This is a genomic window from Kribbella sp. NPDC051587 (genome assembly GCF_044453945.1).
Classification (GTDB): domain Bacteria; phylum Actinomycetota; class Actinomycetes; order Propionibacteriales; family Kribbellaceae; genus Kribbella.
This window is the reverse complement of sequence record NZ_JBITDE010000003.1, coordinates 632,250-646,777: the sequence shown is the minus strand read 5'-3', so window position 1 is coordinate 646,777 and position 14,528 is coordinate 632,250. Positions and strand designations below refer to the sequence as shown.

Sequence of the window (14,528 nt, the reverse complement as noted above, 5' to 3'; positions counted from 1 at the left end):
GGTTCAACACAGCGCCGTAAGATTGGTCGTTCCTGTGTTTCGTGTCGGGTGGTGCCCGGCAGTAGAGAGGATCTCGGTGGATCAAACCCCCCTGCCGGCCGATGACGAGAATGTCGAGCGGGCTGAGCTGGCGGCTGAGCAACAGCACGTTGACCTGGTGTACGACCGGGTCGACGTAGCGGCTCGATCGGCATCCCGGATCGCTGTGGACGGTCACGCGCGCGCCCAGGCCCAGAACGTGGGCCGCGTCCGTGAAGAGGAGCAGACCGGCCTGTACGAGCGGGACGTGCTGGTGTTCGCGGCCGCCCGCCGGATCGCGGAGCTGGACGCGGAGCACGAGGGCCTGGTCTTCGGGCGGCTCGACTCCGACGGTGGCGACGACCAGCCGGCCGCCGCGGCCGCGAGCGAGCTCGAGAAGCTGTACGTCGGCCGGATCGGGGTCCGTGACGCCGAGTACGAGCCACTGGTCATCGACTGGCGCGCACCGGCCGCGGAGCCGTTCTACCGGGCGACCGGCACGGACCGGCTGAAGGTCGTCCGCCGCCGCGTACTGCGGAACAAGGGTCCGCGCATCATCGGCATCGAGGACGACCTCCTGGCGCCGGAGCGTGCGCCGGAGGATCTGCCGGTGATGGGTGAGGGCGCACTGATGGCCTCGCTGTCCCGGGCTCGTGGTCACACGATGCGCGACATCGTCGCCACCATCCAGGCCGAGCAGGACAAGGCGATCCGGGCACCTGCCCGTGGCGTCACCGTGATCGGTGGTGGACCGGGCACCGGCAAGACGGTGGTCGCACTGCACCGCGCCGCGTTCCTGCTCTACAGCGACCGCCGCCGGTTCGAGCGTGGCGGCGTACTGGTGGTTGGTCCGTCGGCCGCCTTCATGGCTTACATCGAGCGCGTCCTGCCGAGCCTTGGTGAGAACACCGTGTCGCTGCGCGCCGTCGGCGAACTGGTGGACGGTGTGAAGGCCACCGCGATCGACGACGCCGATGCGGCCGCGATCAAGGGCTCCTTGCGGATGAGCGGCGTACTGGCGCGCGCTGCCCGCGACCGCGTACCCAACGCACCGACCACGCTGCGGGTCTTCATCGGCGGTGCCACCGTCGAGGTGGACACCAACCAGCTCGACAACGTTCGCCGGAACGCGCTGCGCCGGACGCCACGCAACCGAGCCGCTGCTGAGGCCCGCAAGGGTCTGGTGGCCGCTCTGTGGCAGCGGTTCCCTGAAGACCTGCGCACTGGCGTCTACGCCGACCGTGAGGCGTTCGGCGACCGCGTCACCGACACTCCGGCGTTCCGGACGTTCTTCAGCCAGTGGTGGCCAGTGCTGACACCAGAGGCCGTGCTGCGCTGGCTCGGCGACGCACGCCGCTTGCAGCGCTGGGCCCGCAACGAGCTGACGCCCGTCGAGATCGACACCCTGGCTGCGGCGATCCGCGGCACGGACGAGTTCACCGTCGCCGATGTGGCGCTTCTGGACGAGCTCGGCACGTACCTTGGCCGTCCGCCGGTCCAGGAGGTCCGCGACGAGGAGTTCGACTGGCTGGAAGGTCTGTCGGACGGTGTGAACGAGGTGCTGACCACCTCGGAGCGCCGTGCTCGGGCTGCAGCCGCACGCGAGGCCGAGGAGCCGGAGGACTACGCGCACGTCCTGGTGGACGAGGCGCAGGACCTGTCCCCCATGCAGTGGCGGATGGTCACCCGGCGCGGCCCGCAGGCCAGCTGGACGATCGTCGGCGACCCGGCCCAGAGCTCCTGGCCGGACCCGGACGAGGCCCGCGCCGCGATGGACTCGATGCTGTCGCACCTGCAGCGGCACAGCTTCCGGCTGTCCACCAACTACCGGAACTCGGCCGAGATCTACGCGTTCGCCGGTGAGGTGATCCGGCAGACCCTGCCGGACGCCGACCTGCCGAACGCGGTCCGCCAGACCGGGATCGACCCCGAGCACCGGATCTTCGATGCCGGCAAGATCGCCGAGGCCGCTGGTGATGCCGCAGCCGAGCTCCTGCAGCTCGTCGAGGGCACCGTCGGCGTCATCGTGACGCCGGCCCAGCGTCCGGCCGTGGAGAGCGTGCTGGCCGAGATCGGCGACCCCAGAGTGGTCGCGCTGACCCCACTGGAGTCCAAGGGCCTCGAGTACGACGCTGTCGTGGTGGTCGAGCCGGACCGGATCGTCAGCGACACGCTGGGCGGCGTTCGGGCGCTCTATGTCGTGCTGACCCGGGCGACCCAGCGCATGATTACTGTGAACAGCACAACCCATTGGCTGCCCGCCCGCGCCTCTTGACGAGGAAAGCTGGCTTGCCTTGCCGAAGGTTCTGCGCGCGGCCGCGATCGGCGTTGCCGTCGTATCGCTGGCCGCGCAGCTCACGGTCCCCGCAACAGCCGCACCGGTCAAGCTCAAGTTCGGCGCCTGTCCGCCGGACTCGGGCGCGACCCGGCAGACGTACTGCGCGACGCTGAAGGTCCCACTCGACTACGCCAAGCCGAACGGCCGGCAGATCACGCTGACTGTCTCGGCCGTCGGCAGTCTCAGCGCCAAGCACTTCCTGCTGGTCAACCCGGGCGGACCAGGTGCCTCCGGCATCGGTATCGAGCAGTTGGTCAACGCAGCGCTCCCGGAGAAGGTCGGCGAACAGTACGCCGTGTTCAGCTTCGACCCGCGCGGAGTCGGGGCCAGCACGCCGGTCAGCTGCGGGGCGGTCACCGCCAAGCACCCGGCACTCCCCTACCGACCGGCGAACGCTCAGCAGGAGCAGCAGCGCATCCAGCAGGCCAAGCAGATCGCCGTACAGTGCGGCCGCAAGGCCAAGGACCTGCTGCCCTACATCACCACTGACAACGCAGCGCGGGACATGGACCGCATCCGCATCGCGCTCGGTCGCGACAAGATCGACTACCTGGGCTACTCGTACGGCACGAAGCTCGGAGCGGTGTACGCGACGATGTTCCCGCAGCACACCGGCCGGATGATCCTCAACAGCGTGGTCGATCCGCTGGTCTCGACGTACCGGACCGGCTACCAGCAGGACCCCGCGTTCCAGGCCCGGGCCCAGGCGCTGTTCGTCTGGATCGCCGGTCAGGACAAGACCTATCACCTGGGCAAGACCGCGAAGGCTGTCCAGGCGGTGTGGGACAAGCTGCGTAGTGAGGTGGCGAAGAAGCCGGCTGGCGGGCGGGCCGGTATGGCGGAGGTCGACGACCTGCTGGCGTCGAGCCTCTACACCGACGACGAGTGGTCGTCGCTCGCCGATGCGATCGTTCAGTACCGGCAGGGCAATGCGGAGACGCTGCTGTCCATCACCGACCAGCTCGCCGAGCAGTCCGTCGACCCGGCCATGCTGGCCTACAACTGCACCGACCCGGGCTGGCCGCGGAGCTGGAGCACCTGGCACTGGGACACCGTGGTCGCGGACCACCGAGCGCCGTACTTCGCCTGGCTGAACACCTGGTACAGCGCGCCCTGCGCCTTCTGGCCGGTGGCACCGGTGCAGCAGACCAAGATCGGTTCGGGGAAGGTCCCGCCGATCCTGCTGATCCAGCCCCGGTACGACGGCCCGACCCCGGTGAACGGTGCACGCCGGATGCACGTGGTCCTGCAGGGATCACGTCTCCTGATCGAGAACGGCGGCAACCACGCGTCGTACCTGATCCGGCAGAACCCCTGTATCGATGCCAAGGCCGCGAAGTACCTGCTCACCGGGGAGCTGCCGGCCGACGGCACCTGCCCGGCGAGCATCTAGAGAGGTCTGACCCATGACGAAGGTCCTGCGTGCGGCCACGATCGGCGTGGTCGTCGTATCGCTGGCCGCACAGCTCACGGCTCCGGCTGTCGCTGCACCAACAAAGCTCAAGTGGGGCGACTGCCCACTGGACTCCGGAGCAGCCCGGCAGACCACCTGCGCGACGCTGAAGGTCCCACTCGACTACGCGAAGCCCAACGGCCGGCAGATCACGCTGACGATCTCCCGCGTCGGCGACCTGAACGCATCTCGTGTCCTGCTCACGAACCCCGGCGGACCAGGCGTCCCCGGGATCGGCATGGAGCAGGGCATCCGGGTGTCGTTGTCGCAGAAGCTCTACGACCAGTACGCCGTTCTGAGCTTCGACCCGCGCGGCGTCGGGGACAGCACGCCGGTCAACTGTGGTGACCTGACCAAGTTCGGTAAGCACCCGTCCGCGCCGTACCGGCCTGCCGGTGCTCGACAGGAGCAGCAGCGGGTGCAGCAAGCCAAGCAGATCGCAGAGCAGTGCGGTCGTAAGGCCAAGGAACTGCTGCCCTACATCACCACCGAGAACGCGGCCCGGGACCTGGACCGGATCCGCATCGCGCTCGGCCGGGACAAGATCGACTACCTGGGCTACTCCTACGGCACCAAGCTCGGTGCGACGTACGCGACGCTGTTCCCTCAGCACACCGGCCGGATGATCCTCAACAGCGTGGTCGATCCGCTGACCTCGACGTACCGGCAGACGTTCGCGCAGAACGCCGGCTTCCAGACGCGGGCCGCTGCGATGTTCCAGTGGATCGCCGCGCGGGACAAGACCTACCACCTCGGCAAGACGGCGAAGGCGGTTCAAGCGAGCTGGCAGAAGGTGCGCACGGACGCCGCCAAGAAGCCGCTGGGTGGACGGGCCGGGATCAACGAGGTGGACGACACTCTGGTCGGAGCCCTCTACAGCGACGGCCTGTGGTCGGCTGTGGCCGATGCGGTCGTTCAGCTCCGCAAGGGCCACTCAGACGACCTGCTGTCGCTGGTCGACCAGTACGGGCTGGGGTCGGTGGACCCGGGACTGCTGGCCTACAGCTGCACAGACCCGGGCTGGCCACGCAGCTGGACCAGAGTGCACCTCGACACCACGATCTCGGACCGTCGGGCGCCACTGGTCGCCTGGGGCAACACCTGGTTCACCGCACCCTGTGTCTTCTGGCCGACGGGTCCGGTACTGCAGCGCCGGATCGGCTCCGCGAAGGTGCCGCCGATCCTGCTGATCCAGCCGCGCTACGACGCCGCTACCCCGCTGCAGGGTGCACGGCGGATGCAGGCGGTCCTGCCGGGCTCACGGATGCTGGTGAAGAACGACGGCAACCATGCGGCGTATCTGAACGAGCAGAACGACTGCGTCAACAGCCGGGCCGAGAAGTACCTGCTCACCGGACAGCTGCCGGCCAACACCAACTGTCCCGCCAGCACCTAGCCGCGCGGGACGACGTACGACGTCAGGTCTGCGTCGTCCGCCGCGAGGTCAGCCCAGCGACACGTGAGATGCAGGATGGTCAGACCGGACGTCGGGTACTTCTGCGTGAGCTCGACACGCTCGGGGCTGGTGCCGTCCAGCGCGAGCTCGTCGGCCAGCCACGGGATGCCCGGCGCGTGTCCGACCATGATCACCATGCGAGCCTCGGCCGGAGTGTCGTGCAGTACGTCGAGCAGTTCGTCTGTGCCGGCGCTGTAGATCCGCCGGTCGTACCAGACGTCGGTGGCCGTCACTCCGGCCTCGGCGGCGTACTGCCAGGTCTCCCGGGTGCGCTGCGACGGTGAGCACAGGACCAGGTCCGCTTCGATGCCCTGGGCAACCAGATAGCGACCGGCCGCCGCGGCGTCCGCACGACCGCGGTCGGCCAGCGGCCGCTGCAGGTCCGGCATCGACTCCGGCGGCACAGCCTTGGAGTGCCGGAGCAGGACGAGAGTGCGGTCGACCAACAGGTCGGACGGATCAGCCATCCGACCAGAATAGGGCTCAGGAGTGGACGTGGCTGCTCAGGTTCTGGAAGACCTGCCGGGTGGCCGTCGAACGGTTCAGCGTGATGAAGTGGATGCCCGGTGCTCCACCGGCCAGCAACTGCTCACACAGCTCGGTCGCGAGCTCCACACCGACCTGCCGCACCGCGGCCGGGTCCTCCTCGACCGCGAGTAGCCTGTCGGTGACGGCCGTCGGGAGCGCCATCCCGGTCAGCTCGGCCATCCGCTGGATCTGCTTGATGTTGGTCACCGGCATGATGCCCGGCAGCACCGGGATGTCACAGCCGAGCGCCGCGGCCCGATCGACCAGCCGGAAGTAGTCGTCCGCGCCGAAGAACATCTGGGTGATCGCGTAGTCCGCACCGGCCTGTGCCTTGGCCGCGAGCACCTGCGCGTCCGCCTCCAGTGAGGTTGCCTCCGGGTGCTTGTCCGGGAACGCAGCCACTCCAACGCAGAAGTCGCCGAGCTCACGGATCAGCTCGACCAGCTCGACCGCATGGTTCAGGCCCTCCGGGTGCGCGACCCACGGCTGGTTCGGACCGCCGGGCGGGTCTCCCCGCAGCGCCAGCATGTTCCGGACGCCGGAACCGGCATACGCACCGATCACCGAACGCAGCTCGTCACGGGAGTGCGAGACGCAGGTGAGGTGACCGATCGGCGTCAGCGACGTGTCCTGGGCGACTCGCTCGGTGACGCGGATGGTGCCGTCCCGGGTCGTCCCGCCGGCGCCGTACGTGATGGAGACGAAGGTGGGGCGCAGCTGCTCGATCTCGCGCAGCGAGCGCCACAGCACCTCCTCCGCCTCCGGAGTCTTCGGTGGGAAGAACTCGAACGAGAAGGAACGGCTTCCACTGGCCAGCAGCTCGCGGACAGTCGGAGTGCTGCCGGGGAGCGTCGAGGGAAGACCGTTTGCCATGCGCCAAGGTTACCCGCGCCGTCGATGCTCGTGCAGGCACCGACTACGCTCCGAGACGTGTATGGCGAAGTGGACATCCCCGCCGAGGTCCAGCGCGCGCTGACGGGCTTCCTGGATCTTCAGCAGCAGCGGCTGACCGACATCGGGCCGGAGCTGACCGAGGTGGTGCAGGCCGCCCGGGACGCGACCAGCGGTGGCAAGCGGCTCCGGCCGGCGTTCTGCTACTGGGGCTTCCGCGCCGCCGGTGGTGACACGACTCAGCCCATCCTGACCGCAGCAGCGAGTCTGGAGATGCTGCACGTCAGCGCTCTGGTGCACGACGACGTCATGGACTCCTCCGACGTACGGCGTGGCGCTCCGGCCGCACACCGCCGTTTCGAAGCGTTGCAGCGGGCTCGCTCGCAGGCGTCTGGTCGCGGTGGCGATCCGGTGAACTTCGGAGTCGGTGCGGCGATTCTGCTCGGCGACCTGTGCCTCATCTGGGCAGACGAGCTGCTGCACACCTCTGGCTTCGACGCTGCCGCTCTGGCTCGGGCCTCGCGCTTCTTCGACTCGGTGCGAGTTGAGGTGACCGCTGGTCAGTACCTCGACCTGGTCGCTCAGGCCAGTGGTGAGTCCGACATGGACCTGGCTCTGCGAGTCCTGCGCTACAAGGCGGCGTCGTACACGGTTGAGCGTCCACTCCACGTGGGTGCCGCGCTGGCCGGCTGCGACCAGCCTCTGATCGACTCCCTCTCGGCCTACGGACGTCCGATCGGCGAGGCCTTCCAGCTGCGCGACGACCTGCTCGGCGTCTTCGGTGACCCGGCCCTGACCGGCAAGCCCGCCGGCGACGACCTCCGCGAGGGCAAGCGAACCGTCCTGGTCGCCTACGCCGTCGACCACGCCTCCGAGGTCCAGCTCGCCGAGTTCGATCGCCTCTTCGGCCGCCCCGACCTCGACGACGACGAGATCCAGCTCCTGCGCGAGATCCTCCAGGACTCCCGCGCGGTCCAGGCCTGCGAAGACCTCATCACCGAACGCACCGAGGACGCCCTCGATGCCCTCGACCGCGCTCCCCTGGCCGACGACACGGCCCGGAAGGGCCTGACCGACCTGGCGATCGCCGCAACCTCTCGGGTGCTCTAGAGCGCCGGCAGTGCGCTGAGCAGGTCGGCCTTCGGGGGGTCTTTGACGATGACCCGGAGCTGACCGGAGTTGGTGGTGTCCTCGGTGAGGATCTGCAGAGCTACATCGACCGTGTCGTGGTCGTGTTCGAGCAGGTGGTCCAGGCCGGTCCACAGGACGATCTCAGGCTCGCCGGTCGAGCGGTCGCTGAGTGAGTCGGCCAGGGCGTCCCAGTTGCGGCCGAACCAGCGTGGGAAGTCGAAAGCGGTGGCGCAGAGGTCCAGGAAGCCTGCTTTGTCGTGGATGTCGCTGGTGTCCAGCAGGACGAAGTCCCAGCCGGCCGCGGCGACCTCACGACGTACGTGGTCGGTCGTGTGGGCGGACTGCCAGCGGTAGACGCCGGGCCGCAGGCCCTTGGTCAGCAAGGCACGCAGGTCGGTCATCCGTTGTCCTCCGCGATCCGGCGGAACGACGCGTAGTGGTCGTCCGTGTAGTAGCGCTCGTCGCTCTTGCCTGCCACGATCCGCCGGGCGCCGCGGTCGCTCTCCCCCGGCGTCTTCACGGTGTACTCGTGGTAGTAGCCGTTGTTCTGCTTGGGCAGGATCTTCTCGCGGTTGCCGAAGACCACACCGTCGCGGCTGTACGGGTACGGGCCGCCCTTGTCGATCAGCTTCAGCATGTCCCGGGCTTCTTTGGGCAGATCGGCCACTGCGACGTACTTCAGGCCGCTGACCGGATCGACGCTCGGTGTCGCGGACGGCTGCTTCTGCGGCGAGCAGCCGAACAGTGACGCCGCCAGCGTGAGCACCAGCATCGCGATTACGACGGCCGCGACGATGCGCACCGTCTTCGGATTGTTCACCCGAGACCTCGCAGTCGTCGGCTGAACTCCGCAGCGGCCGCACCTGGGTCGTCAGCCGCGGTGATAGCCCGTACGACGACCACTCGGGTCGCGCCGGCCCCGACGACCTCGTCCAGCCGGTCCAGATCGATACCGCCGATCGCGAACCAGGGTTTTGATTGCTGACGGCTTGCAGCGTACGAAACCAGCTCCAGTCCGGCCGCCTGCCGCCCAGGCTTGGTCGGCGTCTCCCAGGTCGGACCGACACAGAAGTACTCCGACCCGTGCTCAGCCACGGCCGCGTTCACCTGGCTGAAGGTGTGCGTGGATCGGCCGATGATCGGCTCCGGCCCCACCACCCCACGCGCCGCGTGCACCGGCAGGTCACGCTGGCCCAGATGCAGTACGTCGGCCCCGGCGGCGAAGGCGATGTCTGCCCGGTCGTTGACCGCCAGCAGCTTGCCGTGCCGCTTGCAGGCGTCCGCGAACACCTCCAGCGCCGCAAGCTCGTCAGCAGCCTCCATGTCCTTCTGGCGAAGCTGCACGATGTCGACGCCGCCGGCCAGGGCAGCGTCCAGGAACTGTTCGAGGTCACCCTGCTTCTCGCGGGCATCCGTGCACAGGTACAGGCGGGCGTCCTGCAGGCGGTCCGTGGACTCAGTCACACGGCACAGCCTGCCACGTCGTACCGGACGTAGGCTGACGGCATGCCTGAGCACACGTCTGATGTGGTGGTAATCGGCGGTGGGCTGATCGGTCTGGCGATCGCCTGGCAGTTGGCCACGGACGGTCTACAGGTCTCGGTCTGCGACCCGACTCCGGGCGCTCAGACCTCCATAGTCGCCGCGGGCATGCTCGCCCCGGTCACCGAGGTCGAGTACGGCGAGGACGACCTGCTCGCGCTCAACCTGGCCGGTGTCGAAGCGTGGCCCGGGTTCGCGGCGCGGCTCGAGGAGGCGACCGGTCTGTCCGCCGGACTGCATCAGACGGGCACGCTGTCGGTCGCGTACGACGTCGACGACGCCGCCGAGCTCCGTAGGCTCGCGGAGTACCAGCGCGGCCTCGGTCTGGCCGTGGAGGTGCTGTCCGGTCGTGAGGCGCGCAAACGTGAGCCCCTGCTGGCAACTGGGGTCTCCGGCGGCGTCTGGGTCCCCGGCGACCACTCCGTCGACAACCGACAGGCAGTCACCGCACTCCTCCGCGCGGTGGAGGTCTCCGGCGTCACACTGATCCGCCAGAGCGTTTCCCACGTCATCACCGCCGGTACGACGGCAGTCGGCGTCCAGCTCGCGGACGGGAGCGCCGTACACGCTGGTCAGGTGATCGCCGCGACCGGACCGTGGTCGGCACAACTGAATGGAGTACCCGCGGAATTGCGGGCTCCGGTCCGCCCGGTCAAAGGCGAAGTACTGCGGCTGCGCGTACCCGAGGCATATCGCCCGGCGCTCAATCACACCGTCCGTGCCACCGCCCGCGGATTTTCCGTCTATTTGGTCCCCCGGCCCGGCGGTGAGCTGGTGATCGGTGCCACGAGCAACGAGCTCGGCTACGACACCCGGGTGCTCGCCGGCGGGGTGTTCGCTTTGTTGCGCGATGCAAGGACCGTGCTCCCGGTCACCGACGAACTCGAACTGGTGGAGACGATCGCCGGGCTCCGGCCGGCCACTCCCGACAACGCGCCGATCCTCGGGCCGTCCGGCCTCGAGGGGTTGCTCTGGGCAACGGGTCACTACCGCAACGGCGTCCTGCTGACACCGATCACCGCGGCGATCGTCGGCGAGACCGTCCGCACCGGCGTACTGCCGGATCTCGGTAAACCCTTTTTGCGGAGCCGTTTCGGTCAGTTCTGACCAAACAATATAAACATTGAGTTACAGGCGTAACAATCACCCCATTCGCCTCTGTTGTCACATCCGTACCACCACTTACGGTCAAGTGACGTGACACGGGGAGATGGATATGCGGAACGTCGTACGTGTACTGACCGGAATCGCGGTCCCGGTGCTGGTGGCCGGGGTGATCACCGCCGGGTCGCCGGGCTTCGGCGCCTACACCGTCAAGAGCGGTGACACCCTCAGCCACATCGCCAGCCGCTACGGCACCAGCGTCAAGACGCTGGTCGCCCTGAACAAGCTCCCGGGCAACGGCAACGCCATCTACGCCGGTGAGGTCATCAAGCTGCCCGGCGCGCCGAAAGCCGCGCCGAAGAGCCGGACCGCCGCCAAGACGCCCGCCAAGCGCTCCCAGCTCCGCATGAGCCGGTACGTCGTCAAGCCGGGCGACACGGTCTCCAAGATCGCCAAGCGTTTCCGGTGCTCTCAGGCCAACCTGCTGGCGGCCAACCGGATGCGGTCCAGCGACCGCATCTACGCCGGCAAAACCCTCCGGGTCCCGGTCAAGGTGAAGACCGCACCGAAGGCGAAGGCCAAGCCCAAGGCGACCAAGAAGAACACCTTTGCCGGCCGCACCTACGCCGACCACATCGTCGCCCAGGCCGACCGGAACCGGGCCACGCTGAAGAAGCGCAAGCTCCCGAGCCGGGCGCAGATGCGGGCCCTCATCATCACGACGGCCAAGCGGTACGGCGTCGATCCGGAGCTGGCGCTCGCCGTGAGCTGGCAGGAGTCCGGCTGGAAGCAGCGGGTGGTCTCCCCCGCCAACGCCATCGGCGCCATGCAGGTGATCCCGTCCACCGGACGGTTCTCGTCGAGCATCGTCGGGCGCGACCTGGACCTGCTCAAGGCCCAGGACAACATCACTGCCGGCGTCGTGCTGCTGGACCGGCTCACCGGTGCCGCCAAGCTCGACATCGCGGTCGCGGGCTACTACCAGGGCCTCGGCGGCGTGCGGAAGAACGGCATGTACCCCGACACCAAGCAGTACGTGAAGAGCGTGCTGCGCCTGAAGGGTCAGTTCGAGAAGGGCTGGGACCCGCTCAAGTGATCGTTTGACTTGGGCACCTCCTGGGGCCGGCAGCGGTGCGCCTGGCGCTGTCGGCCTTGAGCCTTATCTACACTCTGTGGAGCAGAGGTAGCTTGAGAGGCGGCTCACCAGCAGTGACGGATGACGTGGACACGCAGGTTGGCGATCGCCTCGTCGGGCGTGTGCTCGACGGCCGCTACCGCGTGGGCGCCCGTGTCGCCAAGGGCGGCATGGCCACCGTCTACCAGGCGCTGGACATGCGCCTGGACCGGACCATCGCACTGAAGATCATGCACGACGGGCTCGGGGACGACGCCCAGTTCGCCCGCCGCTTCGTCGCCGAGGCCAGGGCCGCCGCCAAGCTCTCCCACCCGAACGTGGTGGCAGTGTTCGACCAGGGCGACGACAACGGCACCCTGTTCCTGGCCATGGAGTACATCCCCGGCCGCACGCTGCGCGACCTGATCCGCGAACACGCACCGCTGTCGCCCGCCCGCGCGCTGGACCTCCTGACCCCGATCCTGTCCGCACTGTCCGCAGCGCACGACGCCGGGATCGTCCACCGCGACATCAAGCCGGAGAACGTCCTGCTCTCGGACAACGGCGTGGTGAAGGTCGCCGACTTCGGTCTGGCCCGGGCGGTCAGCGCGACCGGCAACACCGCGACCCAGGGCCTGCTGATGGGCACCGTCTCCTACCTGGCTCCTGAGCTGGTCACCGACGGCAGTGCCGACGCCCGCTCGGACGTGTACTCGTCCGGCATCCTGCTCTACGAACTCCTGACCGGGGAGAAGCCGCACAGCGGAGACACGCCGATCCAGGTCGCCTACGCGCACGTGCACGCCGACGTGCCCGCTCCCTCACTCGTGCAGCCGCAGATCCCGCCGTACGTCGATGCGCTCGTGCAGCGCGCCACCGCCCGCGAGCGTGACCTCCGCCCGGCAGATGCGCGCGTGCTGAGCCGCCAGGTACGCCGGGTGCGCAGCGCCCTCGAGGAGGGCCTTCCGGACGACCCGGAGCTGACCGGCGACCTCACCGTGCCGATCCAGCAGATCCGGCAGGACAGCGACTACGACGACGGGTACACGCGGGAGGTGTCGAACCCGAACGTGCTCAAGCACGAGACCATCGTCGTACCGGTGGACCGTGGACGCCCGACCGGTCAGCCTGCACCGAGGAAGCCACCCCCGGCACCAGTACGGCGTGGGCCGCGCCGCGGTCTGATCGCGTTGATCATCATCCTGCTGGCGGCGATCGGTATCGGCACGACGGCCTGGTACTACGGCGTGCACCTCTACACGACCGCTCCGGATCTCGTGAAGCTCACTCCGGCCGCAGCGGCTGCGGAGGCCGAGAAGGCAGGGCTGCGCACCACACTGTCCAACCAGGACTACTCCGAGGACGTCCCCAAGGGACAGGTCGTGTCGACCGACCCCAAGTCGGGCGACCGGATCCGCAAGGACGGTGAGATCAACCTCACCGTCTCCAAGGGCCCGGAGCGCTACCGCGTGCCGCAGCTGGCCGGTCTGGACCTGGACGCCGCGAACCTGGCGCTCGCACCGGTCAAACTCGTGCAGGGCCAGGTCAAGGAGCAGTACGACGAGACCGTGCCGGCCGGTCGGGTGGTTGCCTTCTACCCCCGGTTCGACATGGTCGTGAAGCCGAACACCGCGGTCAACTTCGTTGTCAGCAAGGGCAAGAAGCCGATCGCGGTCCCCGACTTCACCGGCAAGACGTACCGCGAGGCGAACCGCGCGTTGCGCAAACTCGGCTTCGTCGTCAAGCGCACCGACCAGTACGACGAGAAGGTTCCCGAGGGTGCCCTGATCAGCCAGACGCCGAAGGACGGCACGCTGCACGCCAAGGACACGGTGCAGGTGGTCGTCTCCAAGGGCCCGCCACTGGTCGACGTACCGAATGTGAAGCGCAAGTCGCTCGCCGACGCCCAGCAGATCCTCAAGCAGGCCGGGTTCCAGGTGAAGGTCGAGAAGGCCGCGCTCAACCTCGGTCTGAACATCGTCGCGGCGCAGAATCCGGGTGCCGGCCAGAAGGCCAAGCCAGGCAGCACCATCACCGTCACGGTGCTGTGATTAGCTGTCCCGTGTGAATCGCTCGCGCCTTGCCGTACTGGCGTTGCTCTCGGTGGCGGCGGCCTGGGGATCGACGTTCTTCCTCACCAAGGACCTGCTCACCAGGATGGACGTCGCCGACTACCTGGCGTTGCGATTCCTGATCGCCTCGGTCGCGCTGCTGCTGATCCATCCGCCGGCCATCGCCAGGCTGAGCCGGCTGGACCGCGGCCGGGCCGTTGCCCTGGGCATCACTTACGGCATCGCGCAGCTGGTGCAGACAGAGGGCCTCCGGCACACCCCCGCGTCCGTCTCGGGCTTCGTCACCGGCATGTACGTCGTCTTCACGCCGCTGCTGGCCGCAGTGATCCTCCGGCACAAGATCGGCCGCTGGGCGTGGGTGGCGGTAGTGCTGGCCACCGTTGGTCTCGGTGTCCTGTCGCTGCGCGGCTTCACCATGGGGACCGGTGAGCTGCTCACTCTGGCCTCGGCAGGTCTGTATGCCTTGCACATCATCGGCCTGGGCGCCTGGTCCACTCCAGAGAACGCCTTCGGCCTGTCGGCGCTGCAGATGGTCGTCATCACCTGCGTCTGCGCGATCGGCGCCATCCCTGGTGGGTTCTCGGTGCCGGACAACACCCGGGACTGGATCAGTGTGGTCTACATGGCTTTGATCGCCGGCGCACTCGCACTGATCGTGCAGACCTGGGCACAGGCCCATCTGACCCCGACCCGTGCTGCGATTGCCATGACCATGGAGCCGGTGTTCGCGTCGACGTTCGCGGTGCTGTTCGGCTCGGAGAGTGTGACCTGGCGGATGCTGACCGGTGGCGCTCTGGTGCTGGCCGCGATGTTCCTGGTCGAGCTGGCGCCACGACGGAAGTTCGAGGCCGAAGTGCAACACCTCGCCCAGTAGGAGTGCC

Annotated in this window: 13 protein-coding genes; 8 read left to right on the top strand and 5 right to left on the bottom strand. The window is 68.3% G+C overall.

Annotated features, from left to right (window positions below; translation table 11 throughout):
* Positions 1-76 precede the first annotated feature (76 nt).
* The 3 genes from ACIA49_RS15125 to ACIA49_RS15115 are packed head-to-tail and all read left to right on the top strand — an operon-like array spanning position 77 to position 5,205.
* The gene (locus ACIA49_RS15125; RefSeq protein ID WP_396377741.1) at positions 77-2,293 is read left to right on the top strand and encodes a HelD family protein; all 2,217 of its coding nucleotides are present in this window, start codon (positions 77-79) and stop codon (positions 2,291-2,293) included.
* Positions 2,294-2,312: 19 nt separating this feature from the next.
* Entirely contained in the window at positions 2,313-3,749 is a 1,437-nt protein-coding gene (locus ACIA49_RS15120; protein ID WP_396377740.1) for an alpha/beta hydrolase, read from the top strand.
* A gap of 13 nt (positions 3,750-3,762) precedes the next feature.
* Positions 3,763-5,205, top strand: coding sequence for an alpha/beta hydrolase (locus tag ACIA49_RS15115; protein ID WP_396377739.1), 1,443 nt, complete (start codon positions 3,763-3,765; stop codon positions 5,203-5,205).
* Here ACIA49_RS15115 and ACIA49_RS15110 read toward each other — a convergent pair.
* Both ACIA49_RS15110 and metF read right to left on the bottom strand, forming a co-directional pair.
* Entirely contained in the window at positions 5,202-5,732 is a 531-nt protein-coding gene (locus ACIA49_RS15110; RefSeq protein ID WP_396377738.1) for a SixA phosphatase family protein, read from the bottom strand. The genes ACIA49_RS15115 and ACIA49_RS15110 overlap by 4 nt on opposite strands.
* Positions 5,733-5,748: 16 nt before the next feature.
* On the bottom strand, positions 5,749-6,666 hold the full coding sequence (metF, locus tag ACIA49_RS15105; RefSeq protein WP_396377737.1) for a methylenetetrahydrofolate reductase [NAD(P)H]: 918 nt from the start codon (positions 6,664-6,666) through the stop codon (positions 5,749-5,751).
* Positions 6,667-6,690: 24 nt separating this feature from the next.
* Here metF and ACIA49_RS15100 point away from each other — a divergent pair, with 24 nt between their 5' ends.
* Positions 6,691-7,794 (top strand): polyprenyl synthetase family protein, encoded by a 1,104-nt coding sequence (locus ACIA49_RS15100; RefSeq protein WP_396377736.1) that lies wholly within the window; start codon positions 6,691-6,693, stop codon positions 7,792-7,794.
* Here ACIA49_RS15100 and ACIA49_RS15095 read toward each other — a convergent pair.
* From ACIA49_RS15095 to thiE, 3 genes are read right to left on the bottom strand one after another with little or no spacing between them, the layout of a single operon-like run.
* On the bottom strand, positions 7,791-8,216 hold the full coding sequence (locus ACIA49_RS15095; RefSeq protein ID WP_396377734.1) for a barstar family protein: 426 nt from the start codon (positions 8,214-8,216) through the stop codon (positions 7,791-7,793). The two genes, ACIA49_RS15100 and ACIA49_RS15095, sit on opposite strands and share 4 nt — an antisense overlap.
* The gene (locus ACIA49_RS15090; protein ID WP_396377733.1) at positions 8,213-8,635 is read right to left on the bottom strand and encodes a ribonuclease domain-containing protein; all 423 of its coding nucleotides are present in this window, start codon (positions 8,633-8,635) and stop codon (positions 8,213-8,215) included. The genes ACIA49_RS15095 and ACIA49_RS15090 overlap by 4 nt, the downstream gene beginning before the upstream one ends.
* Positions 8,632-9,279 carry a thiamine phosphate synthase gene (thiE, locus tag ACIA49_RS15085; RefSeq protein ID WP_396377732.1) on the bottom strand — a complete coding sequence of 216 codons (648 nt, stop codon included), beginning with the start codon at positions 9,277-9,279 and terminating at the stop codon, positions 8,632-8,634. Before thiE ends, ACIA49_RS15090 begins: the two co-directional genes overlap by 4 nt.
* A 42-nt stretch (positions 9,280-9,321) precedes the next feature.
* On the opposite strand from thiE, the gene thiO reads away from it, so the two are divergent.
* The 4 genes from thiO (at position 9,322) to ACIA49_RS15065 (ending at position 14,521) form a co-directional block, all read left to right on the top strand.
* Positions 9,322-10,464, top strand: coding sequence for a glycine oxidase ThiO (gene thiO / locus ACIA49_RS15080; protein WP_396377731.1), 1,143 nt, complete (start codon positions 9,322-9,324; stop codon positions 10,462-10,464).
* A 109-nt stretch (positions 10,465-10,573) separates the two neighbouring features.
* Positions 10,574-11,557 (top strand): LysM peptidoglycan-binding domain-containing protein, encoded by a 984-nt coding sequence (locus ACIA49_RS15075; RefSeq protein ID WP_396377730.1) that lies wholly within the window; start codon positions 10,574-10,576, stop codon positions 11,555-11,557.
* A gap of 125 nt (positions 11,558-11,682) precedes the next feature.
* The gene (gene pknB, locus ACIA49_RS15070; protein WP_396377729.1) at positions 11,683-13,626 is read left to right on the top strand and encodes a Stk1 family PASTA domain-containing Ser/Thr kinase; all 1,944 of its coding nucleotides are present in this window, start codon (positions 11,683-11,685) and stop codon (positions 13,624-13,626) included.
* Positions 13,627-13,639: 13 nt separating this feature from the next.
* Positions 13,640-14,521 (top strand): DMT family transporter, encoded by an 882-nt coding sequence (locus ACIA49_RS15065; protein WP_396377728.1) that lies wholly within the window; start codon positions 13,640-13,642, stop codon positions 14,519-14,521.
* Positions 14,522-14,528 lie beyond the last annotated feature (7 nt).

Excerpts from the sequence above, each read along its gene's own strand:
- ACIA49_RS15100 (WP_396377736.1), top strand. The coding sequence starts at position 6,691 with ATGCTCGTGCAGGCACCGACTACGCTCCGAGACGTGTATGGCGAAGTG.
- ACIA49_RS15110 (WP_396377738.1), bottom strand. The coding sequence starts at position 5,732 with ATGGCTGATCCGTCCGACCTGTTGGTCGACCGCACTCTCGTCCTGCTC.
- thiO (WP_396377731.1), top strand. The coding sequence starts at position 9,322 with ATGCCTGAGCACACGTCTGATGTGGTGGTAATCGGCGGTGGGCTGATC.
- ACIA49_RS15095 (WP_396377734.1), bottom strand. The coding sequence starts at position 8,216 with ATGACCGACCTGCGTGCCTTGCTGACCAAGGGCCTGCGGCCCGGCGTC.
- ACIA49_RS15075 (WP_396377730.1), top strand. The coding sequence starts at position 10,574 with ATGCGGAACGTCGTACGTGTACTGACCGGAATCGCGGTCCCGGTGCTG.
- metF (WP_396377737.1), bottom strand. The coding sequence starts at position 6,666 with ATGGCAAACGGTCTTCCCTCGACGCTCCCCGGCAGCACTCCGACTGTC.
- ACIA49_RS15115 (WP_396377739.1), top strand. The coding sequence starts at position 3,763 with ATGACGAAGGTCCTGCGTGCGGCCACGATCGGCGTGGTCGTCGTATCG.